The sequence below is a fragment of the Enterobacter sp. C3_dUdeg genome (assembly GCF_057536195.1).
Map to the genome: position 1 here is coordinate 422,697 of NZ_BAAKFX010000003.1, position 16,485 is coordinate 439,181.

The following is a 16,485-nucleotide window of genomic DNA, read 5'->3' on the forward strand; positions in this document are numbered from 1 at the left end:
AGGGTCAGGTTGAGGGGAGAATTTACTCCGCCTGCTTTTTCTTGGCCGCGCGCTTCGCTTTGGTGGCGGCAGCGATTTTCTGCGTTTTCGCGGAAGGTTTTTTCGCTGAACGAGCTTCTTTCTTCGCCGCCTTCGGCTTCTGTTTCTTCTCGCCGCGGAACGCGCTGTCCGGCTCGAAGTTTACCTTCTTGCCCGCCTGACGACGTTTACCGCCGCCCGGTTTACCGTTACCGGTTTTTTTCGCCCTTTCACGCTCGGTTTTACCGACGTTACGCGGCGCGCGCTCGCTGGAGATCAGGCTGAAGTCGATCTTACGGTCGTCCATATTCACGGCTTCGACCTTCACTTCCACACGGTCGCCCAGACGATAGGTCTGGCCGCCAGACTCGCCAATCAGGCGCTGGCCGACCTGGTCGAAGCGGTAGTAGTCGTTATCCAGGCTGGAGACGTGCACCAGACCGTCGATGAACAGCTCGTCCAGACGAACGAAGAAACCAAAGCCGGTCACGCTGGCAATCACGCCTTTAAAGACGTTACCGACCTGATCGAGCATAAAGTCACACTTCAGCCAGTCCGCCACGTCACGTGTTGCTTCATCGGCACGACGTTCGGCCATGGAGCAGTGCTGACCCAGCTGCAGCATCTCTTCCATCGAATAATGGTAGCCACCGGTTTCGGTGGTGTTCCCTTTATGGCCCTGCTCCTGCGCCAGCAGATACTTGATCGCACGGTGCAGAGAGAGGTCAGGATAACGACGGATCGGCGACGTAAAGTGGGCGTAAGACTGCAGCGCCAGGCCGAAGTGGCCGCGGTTTTCCGGATCGTAAATCGCCTGCTTCATAGAGCGCAGCAGCATCGTCTGCAGCATTTCTGCATCCGGACGATCGCTAATGGATTCCAGCAGCTCGGCGTAATCGCGCGGCTCTGGCTTGTTGCCTCCGGGCAGTTCCAGACCCAGTTCAGCCAGCACGGAGCGGAACGACGTAATGGCTTCCGTGGTCGGCTTATCGTGAATACGGAACAGCGCTGGCTCTTTGGCTTTCTCGACGAAACGTGCCGCCGAGATATTCGCCAGGATCATACACTCTTCGATCAGCTTGTGCGCGTCGTTACGCTGGGTCTGCTCGATACGCTCAATGCGGCGTTCGGCGTTGAAAATGAATTTCGCCTCTTCACTCTCAAACGAGATCCCGCCGCGCTCTTCGCGCGCCTGATCCAGCGTTTTGTAGAGGTTATGCAGCTCTTCGATATGTTTGACCAGCGGCGCGTACTGTTCGCGCAGATCCTGGTCGCCCTGCAGCATATGCCAGACCTTGGTATAGGTCAGACGCGCGTGCGAGCTCATCACCGCTTCGTAGAACTTGTAGCCGGTTAAGCGCCCTTTGGTGGAGATGGTCATCTCGCAAACCATACAGAGGCGGTCAACCTGCGGGTTCAGGGAGCACAGGCCGTTAGACAGCACTTCCGGCAGCATCGGCACGACCTGGGACGGGAAGTAGACCGAGGTACCGCGGCTGCGGGCTTCGTTATCCAGCGGGGTGTGCGGACGGACGTAATAGCTTACGTCAGCGATAGCAACCCACAGACGCCAGCCACCGCCGCGTTTTTTCTCACAGTATACGGCGTCATCGAAGTCGCGGGCGTCTTCGCCATCAATAGTGACCAGCGGCAGGGAGCGCAGATCCACGCGGCCCACTTTGGATTCTTCCGGCACTTCTTCGCGCAGGCTTTCGATCTGCTCTTCAACCGCTTTCGGCCAGATGTACGGAATTTCATGGGTACGCAATGCCATATCAACGGCCATCGTGGTGCCCATGTTGTCGCCAAGCACTTCGACGATTTTACCTACCGCTTTGGTGCGACGGGTTGGGCGCTGGGTGAGTTCAACCACCACCACAAAGCCCATGCGGGCGCCCATCACCTCTTCAGGTGGGATCAGAATGTCGAAGCTCAGACGGCTGTCGTCCGGCACCACGAAGCCTACGCCCGCGTCGGTAAAGTAGCGGCCGACGATCTGGCTGGTTTTTGGCACCAGAACGCGTACCACGCGCGCTTCGCGGCGGCCTTTACGGTCAGCGCCCAGCGGCTGCGCCAGGATCTGGTCGCCGTGGATGCACATTTTCATCTGTTCAGATGAGAGGTACAGATCGTCCTTACGGCCTTCCACGCGCAGGAAGCCGAAGCCATCGCGGTGACCAATGACGGTCCCTTTCAGCAGATCGAGGCGTTCTGGCAGCGCGTAGCACTGGCGGCGAGTAAAGACCAGCTGCCCGTCACGCTCCATCGCGCGCAGGCGGCGGCGAAGGGCTTCAATTTGCTCTTCACCTTCAATGTTTAATTCAACGGCAAGTTCTTCACGATTGGCGGGTTTTTCGCGTTTTGTTAAGTGTTCAATGATGAACTCGCGGCTGGGAATAGGATTCGCGTATTTTTCGGCTTCGCGTTCCTGGAAAGGATCATGTGACATGTCGGTTCCTCCGTTGTCAGCTCCGGTGGAAATTTTCTTCATTCCACCAGCAATAATTTATAAAGCGGTTGATTCTCTTCAACCAAATCGGCCAGCGTGTAGTTATCCAGTTCCATGAGAAAACTTTGCACGGCCTTTGAAAGCGCCTTTTTCAGGCGGCAAGCGGGCGTGATGTGGCAGAACTCGCTGCTGCAGTTCACCAGAGACAGCGGCTCCAGTTCACGTACCACATCGCCAACACGAATACTCTGTGCCGGTTTACCGAGACGGATCCCACCATTCTTCCCGCGGACGGCAGCAACGTATCCGGCACGACTAAGTTGATTGATTATTTTGACCATATGATTACGGGATACGCCGTAGACCTCTGTCACTTCAGAGATACTGGTCATCTTCCCCTCGGGTAACGACGCCATGTAAATCAGCGCACGTAAGCCGTAATCGGTGAAACTTGTTAACTGCACATCAACCTCAGGAAAAAGGGAAAACGCGGTCAAACCGCAGAGATATTCATTAATGATGATAAACCAGCCAGATAGTTAGCGGCTAATTTATTTGACAGACGGGGCGAAAAAGCGGAGATCCAAGAGCGGTCGCCGGATGGCGCTACGCTTATCCGGCCTACGGGTCTCCCCGCAGGCCAGCAGTCACGAAGATTATGCGTCGAACGGGTCGCGCAGGATCATCGTTTCAGTACGATCCGGGCCGGTAGAAATAATATCGATCGGCACTTCGGTCAGTTCTTCAATACGCTTGATGTAATCCAGCGCCGCCTGCGGCAGGCCGCTACGCTCTTTCACACCGAAAGTGGTCTCAGACCAGCCCGGCATGGTTTCGTAGATTGGCTCAATGCCTTCCCAGTCGTCAGCAGCCAGCGGAGTGGTGGTCACTTCGCGGCCATCTGGCATACGGTAGCCTACGCAGATTTTCACTTCTTTCAGGCCGTCCAGTACGTCCAGCTTGGTCAGGCAGAAGCCAGACAGGGAGTTGATCTGCACCGCACGACGCACTGCAACCGCATCCAGCCAGCCGGTACGACGACGACGACCGGTGGTCGCGCCAAACTCGTTACCCTGCTTGCACAGGAACTCGCCGGTTTCATCAAACAGCTCGGTCGGGAATGGACCCGCACCCACGCGAGTGGAGTACGCTTTGATGATGCCCAGTACGTAATCCACATAACGTGGACCCAGGCCAGAGCCGGTCGCCACGCCACCTGCAGTGGTGTTAGAGGACGTTACGTACGGATAGGTACCGTGGTCGATGTCCAGCAGCGTACCCTGCGCACCTTCGAACATGACGAAATCGCCACGCTTGCGCGCCTGGTCCAGCAGATCGGATACGTCAACAACCATACCGGTCAGAATGTCAGCGATCGCCATGACGTCATCCAGCACTTTCTGGTAGTCAACAGCGTCAGCTTTGTAGAAGTTCACCAGCTGGAAGTTGTGATATTCCATCACTTCTTTCAGTTTTTCAGCGAAGGTTGCTTTGTCGAAGAGGTCGCCCACGCGCAGACCGCGACGTGCAACTTTATCTTCGTAAGCCGGACCGATACCACGACCGGTGGTGCCGATCGCTTTCGCGCCGCGCGCTTTCTCACGCGCTACGTCCAGCGCCACGTGATAATCCAGGATCAGCGGGCAGGCTTCGGAGAGCAGCAGACGCTCACGAACAGGGATACCACGGTCTTCCAGACCTTTCATCTCTTTCATCAGCGCAGCAGGAGACAGCACAACGCCGTTACCGATGATGCTGGTGACGTTATCACGAAGAATGCCTGATGGAATAAGATGGAGGACGGTTTTTTCACCGTTGATTACGAGAGTATGGCCTGCGTTGTGACCGCCCTGGTAGCGTACAACATATTTAGCCCGTTCAGTCAGAAGATCAACAATCTTCCCTTTACCTTCGTCACCCCATTGGGTGCCCAGTACGACGACGTTGTTACCCATTTTTTTCAAAATCACCGTTTGCTTAAAAATGGATTCTACCATCGCTTTTTCAGATATACAGCACTTTTTGACCTCAAAATACGCCGATTGCGCCTACTTTTTGATCAGCCAATCGTTTTCCTCAACATGTAGTAGATCACGATGCCCGCAACCACAAGACCGCCGCCAAAACGACGCAAAATATTATCCGGCAGCTGACTCATCGTGGCGATCATTCGGCGCCAGGCACGCGGATAAAGCATCGGTCCAAGACCTTCCAGCACAAGGACCAAAGCCAGTGCGAGCCAGATCGTTGAATTCATTTTTATTCCTTATAAAAGAAAACCACCGCTCCGTTGGGAGCGGTGGTTTGAATACTCAAACGGGCCTGAGTTTATCGCGTTGCGTTAGTCGGCGTCTTCATATAACGGAAGAAATCGCTGTCCGGGCTGAGCACCATCACATCCTGGTTGCTCTGGAAGCTATTCTCGTAAGCGCGCAGGCTACGGATAAAGGCGTAGAAGTCAGGATCCTGGCTGAAGGCATCCGCGAACAGCTTCGCCGCTTCGGCATCGCCTTCACCGCGCAGGATACGGCCCTGGCGCTCAGATTCCGCCAGCGTCTTGGTGACTTCGTAGTCCGCTGCAGCACGCAGCTTCTCAGCCTCTTCCTGGCCCTGTGAACGGTGACGACGGGCTACCGCTTCACGCTCGGCGCGCATACGGTTGTAAATCGCCTCGGACACTTCTACTGGCAGGTTGATCTGCTTAATACGCACGTCAACGACTTCGATACCCAGCGCAGCCATACTGTTCGGGTTGATCACCGGCACTTTACCGTTGGTCTCCGCCTGAACGCGTTCAGCCGCTTTGGCAATCGCATCATCTGCTGCCGGCGTTGAAACTTCGTCTTCAGTGCCCGCTGTACCGGAGTTCAGCGCATCGCGAACTTCCAGGGTCAGACGACCACGGGAGTCGGTCACGATGTCTTTCACATCCAGACGACCAATCTCGGAACGCAGGCGGTCAGAGAACTTACGTTTCAGCAGCACTTCTGCCTGAGAAACGTCACCGCCGCCCGTTGCCAGGAAGTAACGGCTGAAATCGCTGATGCGCCATTTGATATAGGAATCAACGATCAGGTCTTTCTTCTCTTTGGTCACGAAACGGTCGGCCTGGTTATCCATGGTCTGGATACGCGCATCAAGCGTTTTCACGGACTGAATAAACGGCACCTTGAAGTGCAGACCCGGCTCGTAAATCACCGGGCGTTTGTCGCCGTCACGCACGACGCTGCTGAACTGGAACTTAATCCCACGCTCGCCTTCTTTCACCACAAAGATCGAGGTATAAAGCGCGACCAGTACGATGACGATGATCGCAATAACTGACTTACGCATCCTTATTCCCCCTGACGCTGGTAGTCGTTACGCTGCGCGTTAGCACGGCGTTGGTCCATAATGTCACCATCGTTCGAAGAAGGCGTTGTGTTCGTGCTGGCGCTGCCTGATGAGGCTGGCGGCAGACGCAGCAGGTTGTTCGCGCCGCTGGTGTCGCCTTTCGCTGCTGGCGCAGAACTGCCTTTCAGCATCTGATCCAGCGGCAGAACCATCAGGTTCCCGCCTTTATTGTCGTTAACCAACACTTTGCGGGTGTGGCTCAGCACTTTTTCCATGGTCTCGATATAGAGACGCTCACGGGTAATTTCCGGTGCAGCTTTATATTCCGGCAGGATCTTCGCGAAGCGGGCCACTTCACCCTGAGCTTCCAGGATGGTCTGCGTCTTATACGCGCGCGCTTCTTCCAGAATACGCTGCGCCTGACCGTTAGCGCGTGGCTGAACTTCGTTGGTGTACGCTTCTGCTTCACGGATGTACTGCTGTTCGTTTTCACGGGCAGCAATCGCATCGTCAAATGCGGCTTTCACCTCTTCCGGCGGACGTGCAGCCTGGAAGTTAACGTCCAGCAGGGTAATACCCATGTTGTACGGACGAATGGTCTCTTCCAGCTCGCGCTGGGTATCGCTACGAATAACGGTACGACCTTCGGTCAGAATACGGTCCATGGTGTATTTACCGATCACGCCACGCAGGGCGCTGTCGGTCGCCTGACGCAGGCTGTCATCGGCGCTGGTCACGCTAAACAGATAACGCTCAGGATCGGTCACGCGGTACTGCACGTTCATCTCAACGCGCACCACGTTTTCGTCAGAGGTCAGCATCACGCCAGAGGCGGCCAGTTCACGGACAGATTCCACGTTTACCGCGGTCACATCGTCAATGAAGGTCGGCTTCCAGTTCAGACCCGGCTCAACCAGATGGCTGAACTTACCGAAACGGGTGACTACGCCGCGTTCTGCTTCTTTAATGGTGTAGAACCCGCTGGCTGCCCAGATGATGACTACCGCAGCGGCCACGATGCCCACTACGCGGCCACCCATTGGCGGGCGCGAGCTCTGAGTGGAATTGCCACCCGAGCCAGAACCTTTTCCTCCGCCAAGGCCACCAAGCTTCTTGCTCAGTTTGCGGAAGATATCATCCAGATCCGGCGGCCCCTGCTCGCGACCACCTTTGTTGCCATTTCCCTCAGAGTTGCCGCCAGGTTTGCTGCTTCCCCACGGGTCGCGGTCTTGTCCGTTATTACCGGGCTGATTCCACGCCATGTATATGCTCCATATTTGTTATGCAAGGGCGAATTATTCAGGCATCCCCTTTCTGATCAGACGATATAGTCGACCAGCGCAGGTTCTTGTTTACAGAGGCGACGCCAGTCAACGATCGGCATACGCACCTGCATCCCCACGCTGCCGTCATCCTCCATCCACTCTTTTTCTATCGCCTGAAGCTGATAAAACCGGCTGCGCAGCCTGCCTTCCTGTGGCGGCAGTCGCAGCGTGTGCTGAGCTACCTCACCGGAAAGACGTTCTGTCAAAGCCTGGAAAAGCAGTGGCACACCAATACCGGTCTGGGCAGAAAGCCAGACCCGAATCGGTTTGTTTTCTTCATCTCTGTCGATACGCGGTTCGAAATCGTCCAGCATATCGATCTTATTCATGACCAACAGCGTTGGGATCTCGTGGGCGTCGATCTCTTCGAGCACCACGTTCACCGCGTCGATGTTCTCCTGCACGCGCACGTCTGCCGCATCAATCACGTGCAGCAGCAGAGTCGCCTGTCGCGTCTCCTGCAGGGTGGCTTTAAACGCCGCCACCAGGTCATGCGGCAGGTGGCGGATAAACCCTACGGTATCCGCCAGCACCGTTTCACCGACGTCTGCAACGTCAATACGGCGCAGCGTAGGGTCCAGGGTCGCAAACAGCTGGTCTGCGGCATACACCTGGGCCTCGGTTATCTGGTTAAACAGGGTGGATTTACCGGCGTTGGTATAGCCCACCAGCGACACCGTCGGGATGTCGGCTTTGGTTCGCGCCCGACGCCCCTGTTCACGCTGTTTCTCTACACGTTCCAGACGTGAAAGGATCTGGGTAATTCGGCCACGCAGCAAACGACGGTCGGTTTCGAGCTGGGTTTCACCCGGGCCGCGCAAACCAATCCCGCCTTTTTGTCTTTCAAGGTGTGTCCAGCCACGCACCAGACGCGTTGCCAGATGGCGCAGCTGCGCCAGCTCAACCTGCAGTTTCCCTTCGTGGGTACGTGCACGCTGAGCAAAAATATCTAAAATCAAACCCGTGCGATCGATAACACGGCATTCGCAAAGGGCTTCCAGGTTGCGCTCCTGGGCTGGAGACAGCGCATGATCAAACAACACGACTGACGCGCCGGTTGCTTTTACGGCATCCGCAATTTCGACTGCTTTACCTTCACCAACAAAATACTTTGGGTGCGGCGCTTTACGGCTACCGGTAATCACCTGCATTGCTTCGACACCGGCGGAAGAGACCAGAGATTCAAACTCCTGGAGGTCTTCCATATCTTTGTCTTGCGAAAAATAGATGTGTACCAGCACCGCCTGCTCACCGGCATCATAACGGTCAAACAAGCGTAAACCTCTCTAAAAAGATCAGCGGGGAACGCAGGATCCCTGGCTCCCCGTGTGGATAACAGTGCGAAACCTTATTCGGTCTCGTCGCTGTCCTGCGCCGGCGTTGAAGAACCCTGCGCGCTGCTGCCATGATGGTAGTTACTACCAGTGCCGCCGCCAGCGTTATTGCTGTGATGAGATACCGGACGGGACGGAACAACAGTAGAAATAGCGTGCTTGTAGACCATCTGACTGACCGTGTTTTTCAACAGAATCACAAACTGATCGAAAGACTCAATCTGACCTTGCAGCTTAATACCATTCACCAAATAAATAGAAACTGGAACACGTTCCCGACGCAATGCGTTCAGGAACGGATCTTGTAAAGATTGCCCCTTAGCCATTCTATCTTTTCCTTATATGCTTGTTTTGTACTTAGAACCTTGCGATTCTGAAAAATTGCGCACGATACGTCTCAATTGTACACATTCAGTGAGCGATATCACCAACAACCTCAATCACTTCGTTTAACGCCTGTTGCGGTTTTTCACTGTCTAACCAGTGAACACCCTCCCAACCGCGCAACCAGGTGATCTGGCGCTTCGCTAACTGTCTCGTGGCGCAAACACCTCTATAAACCATTTCATCGTATGAAATCTCACCTTCAAGATACGACCACATCTGGCGGTATCCCACACAACGAATGGAAGGCATGTCCGTATGCAAATCTCCACGGGCAAATAGCGCCCGCACTTCTGCTTCAAAATCTGAAGCTAACATCTGATGAAAACGCTGCTCAATTCGCTGATGGAGCAGTTCACGGCTCGCCGGGGCGATGGCGAACTGATGCACCTGATACGGCAGAGCGTCTCCTGACGTTTGCGTCAGTTCCGTTAAAGTTTTACCCGAAATGAAAAAAACTTCCAGTGCCCGGGAAAGCCTTTGCGGATCATTTGGATGGATCCGTGCTGCTGCAACCGGGTCAATCTCCGCCAGTTGCTGATGCAAAACGTCCCAACCCTGCTCTGCCGCCTGCTGCTCAATTTTCGCTCTTATTTCCGGATCCGCGGATGGCAGAGGTGACAACCCCTCCAGCAACGCCTTGAAATAGAGCATGGTTCCGCCAACCAACAGCGGTATACGTCCCGCCGCCGTTATCTCGTCCATCTCGGCTAAGGCATCCCGGCGGAAATCCGCTGCGGAGTACGCCTGAGCCGGGTCGAGAATATCGAGCAAACGGTGCGGTGCCGCACGCAACTCTTCTGCGTCAGGCTTCGCCGTGCCGATGTCCATCCCCCGGTAGATGAGGGCGGAGTCGACGCTAATCAACTCTACAGGCAAAACTTTACGCAACTCAATGGCTAGCGCCGTTTTGCCGGAGGCCGTTGGGCCCATTAAAAAAATTGCCTTAGGCAGGCTCGCCTTACTTGCGTCAATCATGTTTCAGGGCGTTCATCGCCGTTTGTAAATCAACAGGTTGTAATAACCCACCCGGCGGCGTTTTCACCAGATGCGGACAGAGGCGTTCTACCTCCGCCAGCACGCTAATGGCCTGCGCCATACTCCACGGCGCGTGTTCGCTTGCCAGATGGCGGGCGATCCACTGCGCGGTGTTGGCGGCATCAAACGACGTTTGCTGCGCCAGGTAGCCTATCAGTTCAGGAATCAAGTTTTGTAAATTTTGTTGGCGTAAGGGTAAAGGCACTGCACGAATTGTCACATGTTGTGGTTCGAGCACAGTTTCAATACCCATTTGCGCCAGCTGCGGCTCTGCGCGCTGCAATACCCTCGTTTCATCAGGGGATATTTTCAGGCGAACCGGAATTAATAACGGCTGCGCGCAGGCTGCATTTTCGCCTGGCGTAAGCTGCACCTGCTTGAGCCAGCGTTCGGCGACCGGCAGGGCCAGAAGCATCAGTTTGCCGTCACGCTCAAGCAGCGCCATATCGGGCGCGATAATCGTCAGCACCCGGCCAAAACTTTGGCTATGGCCGTCCAGAGAAGGCTGAGCGGGCGGAATGTGCTCTTTACGCTCCACGGCGGGCGTTTCCAGCAGCTTGCGGTACAACGCTCCCTGCTGCTTCTGATAGCCCGGCTGGGCATTCGGGTAGTTCGCGCCCGTTGGACGCGGTGCGCTCCCGGTCGGGGAGAAACGCGGAGCTTCCGGTTCACGCGCGACGGCAGGCTCAGCAAAATGGTTGCGCCCTGCCGCTACACGGTTTTCAGGCAGCGGACGCGGCGCAGGGGCGTCGTTCTCCAGCGGCAGCGTTGGCGCTGCCTGCTGCTGCAACACGGCGGCCACGCCCTGATAAATGAAGTCGTGAACCAGACGCGACTGGTGGAAACGCACCTCATGCTTGGCAGGATGAACGTTTACATCCACCTGATGGGGGTCGATTTCCAGATAAAGGACGAAAGCTGGCTGCTGATCGGCCCCGAGTTTGTCTTCGCAGGCCTGGCGAATCGCGTGATTGATGAGACGATCGCGCATCATGCGCCCGTTCACGTAGCAATACTGAATTTCAGAGAACGCAGCACTGCTCGCGTTTGGATCGGCAACCCAGCCGCGTAAAGCCAGATCGCCGTGCTGCCACTCAATGGCCAGAGCCTGTTCCAGAAACGGCGTCCCGCAGATAGCGCCCAGGCGACGCTCTTTCTGTCCACCTTCCGCCACCGCGCGGTACTGGCGCATCACCTTACCGTTATGGCTGAGGTTGATGGCGACATCGAATCGGGCGAGCGCAATACGGCGAATGATCTCGTCGATATGGCCGAACTCGGTCTTCTCGGTACGCATAAACTTGCGTCGGGCGGGGGTGTTGTAGAACAGATCCAGGACTTCCAGCGTCGTGCCGACAGGGTGCGCCGCGGGTTTGACCGTCACATCCATATCGCGCCCTTCGGCGTAAGCCTGCCAGGCTTCCTGCTGTTCAGCAGTACGGGAGGTCAGCGTTAAGCGCGAAACGGAGCTGATACTGGCCAGCGCTTCGCCGCGAAAACCGAGGCTAATAATCGCTTCCAGATCGTCCAGAGAGGCGATTTTACTGGTGGCGTGACGAGCCAGCGCCAGCGCCAGCTCCTCTTTTTTAATGCCACAGCCGTTGTCGCGAATGCGGATAAGCTTCGCGCCACCGCGTTCGATATCAATATCGATGCGGGTTGCGCCCGCATCGAGGCTGTTTTCCACCAGCTCCTTCACCACCGACGCAGGGCGTTCCACCACCTCACCGGCGGCGATTTGGTTCGCGAGCTGCGGCGGTAGAACCTGAATCGGCATGAATGCTCCTTAGTTGGTCGCGGTCATCTCACCCGGCAGCGCTGCGCTGGCCGTCTGTGCTGAGCCGCTCTGCGGCGCAGACTGCAGAGGATGCGCCTCAAAATATTTACGTAAACCGTTATAAATCGCTTCGGCAATTTGCTGCTGGTAACTGTCGCTTCCCAACAGACGCTCTTCACCGTTGTTACTGATAAAGCCCGTCTCTACAAGGATGGACGGAATATCCGGGGAGCGCAGAACGCCGAGGCTGGCATGTTCCGGACGGCGCTTATGCAGCACGCCAACGCTTTGCAGCTGGTTCAATACGTTAGTGGCGACATCATACCCGACGCGCTGCGAATGACCGAACTGTAAATCCAGCACCGCCTGGCTGAGGTACGGATCGGACTGGCTGTTCGCCAGCACGTCGCCCGCGCCGCCTAACAGTTCAGACTGCTTCTCGTGCTCTTCCAGCCAGTTGGCCATTTCGCTGTTAGCGCGACGGTTCGACAGCACCCAAACCGAGGCGCCGGTGGCGCTACGATTCGGTGCGGCGTCCGCATGAATAGAGACCAGGAAGTTTGCGTTTTGCTTACGCGCCACGTCCGAGCGCCCCATTACGGAGATAAAGTAATCCCCGTCGCGGGTCAACACGCCTTTAAACATCGGGTCGTCATTGAGCAGCGAACGCAGTTTCCGCGCGATCGCGATAGTCACGTTTTTTTCTCGCGTGCCGCCAGGGCCAATCGCCCCCGGGTCTTCCCCACCGTGGCCCGCATCAATGGCGATAATCACTTTGTCACCGCTGACCGTCGCGCGTCGCGCGCTGGCCGCAGGACGCGTCACCGTATTGCTGCTGGTTGCCGCAGTAATGCGATCGTTCTGCGATTTAAACGGATTACGCGCAGGTTCAGAAGGACGCGGCGTATACACCGGTTCTTCCACGCGCTTCGCTACGACCGGCGGCGGTGGAGGCGGTGGCGGCGCGTCGGCATTGATGGTAAACACCACCGTATAGTTCGCCCCGTTTTGCTGCTTCACCGCCTTCGTTTTGCCATTTTCGGTCAGATCAACCACCAGGCGTAACGACTGGCTATCCTGCGGCGTTCCCGAACGGATACTTTTTACCAAGTTGTTGCCGCTGAACCGCAGCGGTAGCCCCTGGATCACGCCTGTTTGTTTGATATCCAGCGCCACGCTGTGGCTGTCTGGCTGTGAGAACGCATATTCAGGGTCGCCCATAAAGCTGAACGTGATCCGGGCCTGGCTTTCGCCGTTTGATACCTGAATATCTGAGAGGTTTGCCGCCCCGGCCTGCGCGCACAGCAGCACGGTGGCAGCCAACAACCAACCTTTAACGCGATTTATCATCCCGTCATCCCTACGCTTAACCGGCCAGTCGTGCCAGTAAGGAACTGCCTGATGAGGAAACAGCACTGATGCGTGCCTCACGCCCTTGTGCCTGGTAATCTAAGTGAATTTCGACATCCGGGTCAGGCAGCACACCCGCACCTTGTTGCGGCCACTCCACCAGGCAAATGGCATCGTTGGCAAAATAATCACGGATCCCCATAAATTCCAGCTCCTCAGGATCCGCAAGGCGGTATAAATCGAAGTGGTACACCATGAGATTTTCAAGGGTGTACGGTTCTACCAGCGTGTAGGTTGGGCTTTTCACATTCCCGTTATGCCCTAACGCCTGCAAAAAACCCCGGCTGAAGGTGGTTTTACCCGCACCTAAATCACCATACAGATAAATGACGGTTGCCCCCTGACAGGCCTGCGCCACGCGCTTGCCGAGTTCTAAAGTGGCTTGTTCATCAGGTAAAGGAATCGCTCGATTAGTCATTTTCTACGTCAATCACATCCGGGTTAACAACACGCCGCAGCGTGCAAAAAAGATCGGTGGCCAGCATGCCGCGTGTACCGTAACGCGCGGCCAGTTTATCCGCCGCGACACCGTGGGCCACGCAGCCCGCGCAGGCTGCATCATAAAGGGGAAGTTTCTGTCCAAGCAATGCGCCAATGATGCCGGAAAGCACATCGCCCATGCCGCCGCTTGCCATGCCCGCATTTCCGGCATCAATAATGCCCTGCGTCTCGTCACTGGCGACAACGGTTCCAGCCCCTTTCAAAACAGCAACACCTCCGTAACGTTTTACCAGACGCTGAGCAGAAAGTAAGCGATCGCTTTCAATTTCTGCCACGCTGCAGTTAAGCAGGCGCGCGGCTTCGCCGGGGTGTGGCGTCAGAATGCGATTGTGACGCTTATCGGGGTTTATTGCCAGAAGGTTAAGCGCGTCGGCATCCCACAGCATCGGTTTACGAAAATTCTCGACCTTTTGCAGGGCCTGTTTACCCCATGCCTGCTGCCCAAGCCCGGGGCCGATCACCACCACGTCCGCCCATTCCAGGCTTTCTTCAAGCGACTGAGGCGTAAGCTCATGGACCATCAGCTCCGGTCGGGCCGTAACGATCGGCGCAATATTCTCAATGCGAGTGAGTACTCGCACTAATCCGGCACCGCAGCGCAGGGCCGCTTCGCCGGTCATGCGAATTGCACCTGCCGTACCATGGTCGCCGCCAATAATCACCAGCCTACCGTGATCGCCCTTATGGGACGTCTGCCGGCGCGGCGGGAGCCACGCCGCAAGCTGCGAAGCATCAAAACGCGCGAGGTGCGTTTCCTGCCCGGACAGCCAGCTCTCCAGCCCCAGCGCATGGTGGTGCAGCACGCCAACAACGTCTCGTGCTTTACCGGTCAGTAGCCCCGGCTTGAGGGCGATGAAGGTTACCGTATGTGCAGCCTGAATGACCGCCCCCGGCGTCGCGCCGGTTTGTGCAATCAGGCCAGAGGGAATATCCAGGGCAATTACCGGCGCGGAATGTCTGTTAGCGTGTTCAATAAGGGCGGCAATGTTCTCGCGAGGCGCACTGCGTAGCCCGGTACCCAGCAGACCGTCAACAATCAGATCCACCTCTTCCGGCCAGACGATATCAGGCGCATGAATCACGCCGCCTGCGTTAAGCCACGCCTCCCGCGCCCCGCTGGCCTCTTCCGGCAGCGGTTTATCACTCTCCAGGGCCAGCAACGTCACGCGGATACCTGCCGCAACCGCGAGACGGGCGACGACGTAGCCGTCGCCGCCGTTATTGCCGTGACCGCACAGAATCATCCAGTGGGCGGCCTGAGGGTACACGCTGCGGGCAACGTTAAACGCCGCCTCCCCCGCGCGCAGCATCAGTTCATAAAGGGTAATCCCGAGGCTGTCTGCGGCCTCTTTTTCGGCGCGCCGGAGGTCATCCGCATGCCAGATGGAATGTGGTATACTTGTGGGGTTTTTCTTCACCGTATGGTCCGTCATGTCACAGCCCCTCGATCTCAATGAATTAGCGCAAAAAATAAAACAGTGGGGTGCTGAGCTTGGCTTCCAGAAGGTGGGCATTACCGATACCGACCTTTCCGCCAGCGAGCCAAAACTGCAGGCATGGCTGGACAAACAATACCACGGCGAAATGGAGTGGATGGCGCGTCATGGCATGATGCGCGCCCGCCCTCACGAGCTTTTGCCGGGCACGTTACGCGTCATCAGCGTGCGCATGAATTATCTGCCCGCCAACGCGGCCTTTGCGCGCACGCTAAAAAATCCCTCTCTGGGTTACGTCAGCCGGTACGCTCTGGGCCGTGATTACCATAAGCTCTTGCGTAACCGTTTAAAAAAACTCGGGGAAACTATTCAGCAGCACTGTGTTTCGCTGAATTTTAGACCCTTTGTCGATTCTGCGCCTATTCTTGAGCGCCCGATCGCCGAAAAAGCCGGGCTTGGCTGGACAGGTAAGCACTCACTTATCCTCAGCCGCGACGCCGGATCGTTTTTCTTCCTGGGTGAACTGCTGATTGATTTACCATTGCCGGTAGACGGCCCGGTAGAGGAAGGCTGCGGACGCTGCGTGGCCTGCATGACCATCTGTCCGACGGGTGCCATCGTCGAGCCTTACACCGTTGATGCGCGCCGCTGCATCTCCTACCTCACTATCGAACTGGAAGGAGCCATTCCAGAGGAATTTCGACCGCTTATCGGCAACCGCATCTACGGCTGCGACGACTGCCAGCTGATCTGCCCGTGGAACCGCTATTCGCAGCTCACGGACGAAGAGGATTTCAGCCCGCGTAAGGCGCTGCATGCGCCGCAGCTCATTGAGTTATTCGCCTGGACCGAAGCCTGGTTCCTGAAAGTGACGGAAGGTTCGGCCATTCGCCGTATCGGTCATCTGCGCTGGCTGCGTAATGTTGCCGTCGCGCTGGGTAATGCCCCGTGGGATGAAGCGAATATTCGGGCGCTTGAAAGCCGTAAAGGTGAGCACCCACTTCTTGATGAACACATAGAATGGGCGATTGCGCAGCAAATAGAGAAGCGTAATGCCTGCACGATCGAGGTGCAGCTACCGAAGAAACAGCGTCTGGTGCGGGTAATTGAAAAAGGGCTTACGCGGGATGCCTGAACTATTCACAGCCTGTGAATAAAATTACAAACTCAAGCGCCATCTGGGCTGGAGAAGAGGTCAAGTGATCTCAATAACATTTTGAAATGAAAATTTATTTACTAAATACAGTGCGTTACAAAGATATTATTCACCCTGCTAAGCTTTAACCCTGTTACGGTTAAGCGTAGTTTCTGTGGATAACTCTGTTCACAAGAGTATTTCAGAGACAATAGAAAACGTCCCCAACGACTCTTTTCGCTGTGGATATTTTAGAGATTAAGAAGAATTTGGAGCGGGAAACGAGACTCGAACTCGCGACCCCGACCTTGGCAAGGTCGTGCTCTACCAACTGAGCTATTCCCG

14 protein-coding genes are annotated in these 16,485 nt (G+C 56.2%); 1 reads left to right on the forward strand and 13 read right to left on the reverse strand.

Features of this window, described 5'->3' with window-relative positions; all coding sequences use genetic code 11:
• Positions 1-22: 22 nt before the first annotated feature.
• The 13 genes from rnr to nnr form a co-directional block, all read right to left on the reverse strand.
• On the reverse strand, positions 23-2,467 hold the full coding sequence (gene rnr, locus AC27FC_RS12015; protein WP_033144465.1) for a ribonuclease R: 2,445 nt from the start codon (positions 2,465-2,467) through the stop codon (positions 23-25).
• A gap of 38 nt (positions 2,468-2,505) precedes the next feature.
• The gene (gene nsrR / locus AC27FC_RS12020; RefSeq protein WP_023334253.1) at positions 2,506-2,931 is read right to left on the reverse strand and encodes a nitric oxide-sensing transcriptional repressor NsrR; all 426 of its coding nucleotides are present in this window, start codon (positions 2,929-2,931) and stop codon (positions 2,506-2,508) included.
• A 192-nt stretch (positions 2,932-3,123) separates the two neighbouring features.
• Complete coding sequence (locus AC27FC_RS12025) at positions 3,124-4,422, reverse strand: adenylosuccinate synthase (protein ID WP_024907332.1); 1,299 nt, start codon at positions 4,420-4,422, stop codon at positions 3,124-3,126.
• 104 nt (positions 4,423-4,526) lie between these two features.
• Positions 4,527-4,724, reverse strand: coding sequence for a DUF2065 domain-containing protein (locus AC27FC_RS12030; RefSeq protein ID WP_003855996.1), 198 nt, complete (start codon positions 4,722-4,724; stop codon positions 4,527-4,529).
• A 71-nt stretch (positions 4,725-4,795) separates the two neighbouring features.
• On the reverse strand, positions 4,796-5,800 hold the full coding sequence (gene hflC / locus AC27FC_RS12035; protein WP_023334250.1) for a protease modulator HflC: 1,005 nt from the start codon (positions 5,798-5,800) through the stop codon (positions 4,796-4,798).
• Positions 5,801-5,802: 2 nt separating this feature from the next.
• The gene (gene hflK, locus AC27FC_RS12040) at positions 5,803-7,062 is read right to left on the reverse strand and encodes an FtsH protease activity modulator HflK (protein WP_094935126.1); all 1,260 of its coding nucleotides are present in this window, start codon (positions 7,060-7,062) and stop codon (positions 5,803-5,805) included.
• A gap of 56 nt (positions 7,063-7,118) precedes the next feature.
• A complete protein-coding gene (hflX, locus tag AC27FC_RS12045) occupies positions 7,119-8,399 on the reverse strand; it encodes a ribosome rescue GTPase HflX (RefSeq protein ID WP_023310136.1) in 1,281 nt (426 codons plus the stop codon).
• Positions 8,400-8,473: 74 nt separating this feature from the next.
• Positions 8,474-8,785, reverse strand: coding sequence for an RNA chaperone Hfq (gene hfq / locus AC27FC_RS12050; protein WP_023334248.1), 312 nt, complete (start codon positions 8,783-8,785; stop codon positions 8,474-8,476).
• Positions 8,786-8,870: 85 nt separating this feature from the next.
• A complete protein-coding gene (miaA, locus tag AC27FC_RS12055) occupies positions 8,871-9,821 on the reverse strand; it encodes a tRNA (adenosine(37)-N6)-dimethylallyltransferase MiaA (RefSeq protein ID WP_112778129.1) in 951 nt (316 codons plus the stop codon).
• The gene (gene mutL / locus AC27FC_RS12060; RefSeq protein ID WP_094935124.1) at positions 9,814-11,658 is read right to left on the reverse strand and encodes a DNA mismatch repair endonuclease MutL; all 1,845 of its coding nucleotides are present in this window, start codon (positions 11,656-11,658) and stop codon (positions 9,814-9,816) included. Before mutL ends, miaA begins: the two co-directional genes overlap by 8 nt.
• 9 nt (positions 11,659-11,667) lie before the next feature.
• Positions 11,668-13,008 (reverse strand): N-acetylmuramoyl-L-alanine amidase AmiB, encoded by a 1,341-nt coding sequence (amiB, locus tag AC27FC_RS12065; protein WP_196354817.1) that lies wholly within the window; start codon positions 13,006-13,008, stop codon positions 11,668-11,670.
• A 16-nt stretch (positions 13,009-13,024) separates the two neighbouring features.
• On the reverse strand, positions 13,025-13,486 hold the full coding sequence (gene tsaE, locus AC27FC_RS12070; RefSeq protein ID WP_013095283.1) for a tRNA (adenosine(37)-N6)-threonylcarbamoyltransferase complex ATPase subunit type 1 TsaE: 462 nt from the start codon (positions 13,484-13,486) through the stop codon (positions 13,025-13,027).
• Positions 13,479-15,002: a bifunctional ADP-dependent NAD(P)H-hydrate dehydratase/NAD(P)H-hydrate epimerase gene (gene nnr, locus AC27FC_RS12075; RefSeq protein WP_094935122.1), complete on the reverse strand. Its 1,524-nt coding sequence runs from the start codon at positions 15,000-15,002 to the stop codon at positions 13,479-13,481. Before nnr ends, tsaE begins: the two co-directional genes overlap by 8 nt.
• Here nnr and queG point away from each other — a divergent pair.
• Complete coding sequence (gene queG, locus AC27FC_RS12080) at positions 15,001-16,140, forward strand: tRNA epoxyqueuosine(34) reductase QueG (RefSeq protein WP_048979083.1); 1,140 nt, start codon at positions 15,001-15,003, stop codon at positions 16,138-16,140. The two genes, nnr and queG, sit on opposite strands and share 2 nt — an antisense overlap.
• The last annotated feature ends 345 nt before the right edge of the window (positions 16,141-16,485 follow it).

Bases quoted from the DNA above. Each gene is read 5' to 3' on its own strand.
- rnr (WP_033144465.1), bottom strand. From the start codon at position 2,467: ATGTCACATGATCCTTTCCAGGAACGCGAAGCCGAAAAATACGCGAAT.
- AC27FC_RS12025 (WP_024907332.1), bottom strand. From the start codon at position 4,422: ATGGGTAACAACGTCGTCGTACTGGGCACCCAATGGGGTGACGAAGGT.
- AC27FC_RS12030 (WP_003855996.1), bottom strand. From the start codon at position 4,724: ATGAATTCAACGATCTGGCTCGCACTGGCTTTGGTCCTTGTGCTGGAA.
- hflC (WP_023334250.1), bottom strand. From the start codon at position 5,800: ATGCGTAAGTCAGTTATTGCGATCATCGTCATCGTACTGGTCGCGCTT.
- hflK (WP_094935126.1), bottom strand. From the start codon at position 7,062: ATGGCGTGGAATCAGCCCGGTAATAACGGACAAGACCGCGACCCGTGG.
- hfq (WP_023334248.1), bottom strand. From the start codon at position 8,785: ATGGCTAAGGGGCAATCTTTACAAGATCCGTTCCTGAACGCATTGCGT.
- miaA (WP_112778129.1), bottom strand. From the start codon at position 9,821: ATGATTGACGCAAGTAAGGCGAGCCTGCCTAAGGCAATTTTTTTAATG.
- mutL (WP_094935124.1), bottom strand. From the start codon at position 11,658: ATGCCGATTCAGGTTCTACCGCCGCAGCTCGCGAACCAAATCGCCGCC.
- amiB (WP_196354817.1), bottom strand. From the start codon at position 13,008: ATGATAAATCGCGTTAAAGGTTGGTTGTTGGCTGCCACCGTGCTGCTG.
- tsaE (WP_013095283.1), bottom strand. From the start codon at position 13,486: ATGACTAATCGAGCGATTCCTTTACCTGATGAACAAGCCACTTTAGAA.
- queG (WP_048979083.1), top strand. From the start codon at position 15,001: ATGTCACAGCCCCTCGATCTCAATGAATTAGCGCAAAAAATAAAACAG.
- nnr (WP_094935122.1), bottom strand. From the start codon at position 15,002: ATGACGGACCATACGGTGAAGAAAAACCCCACAAGTATACCACATTCC.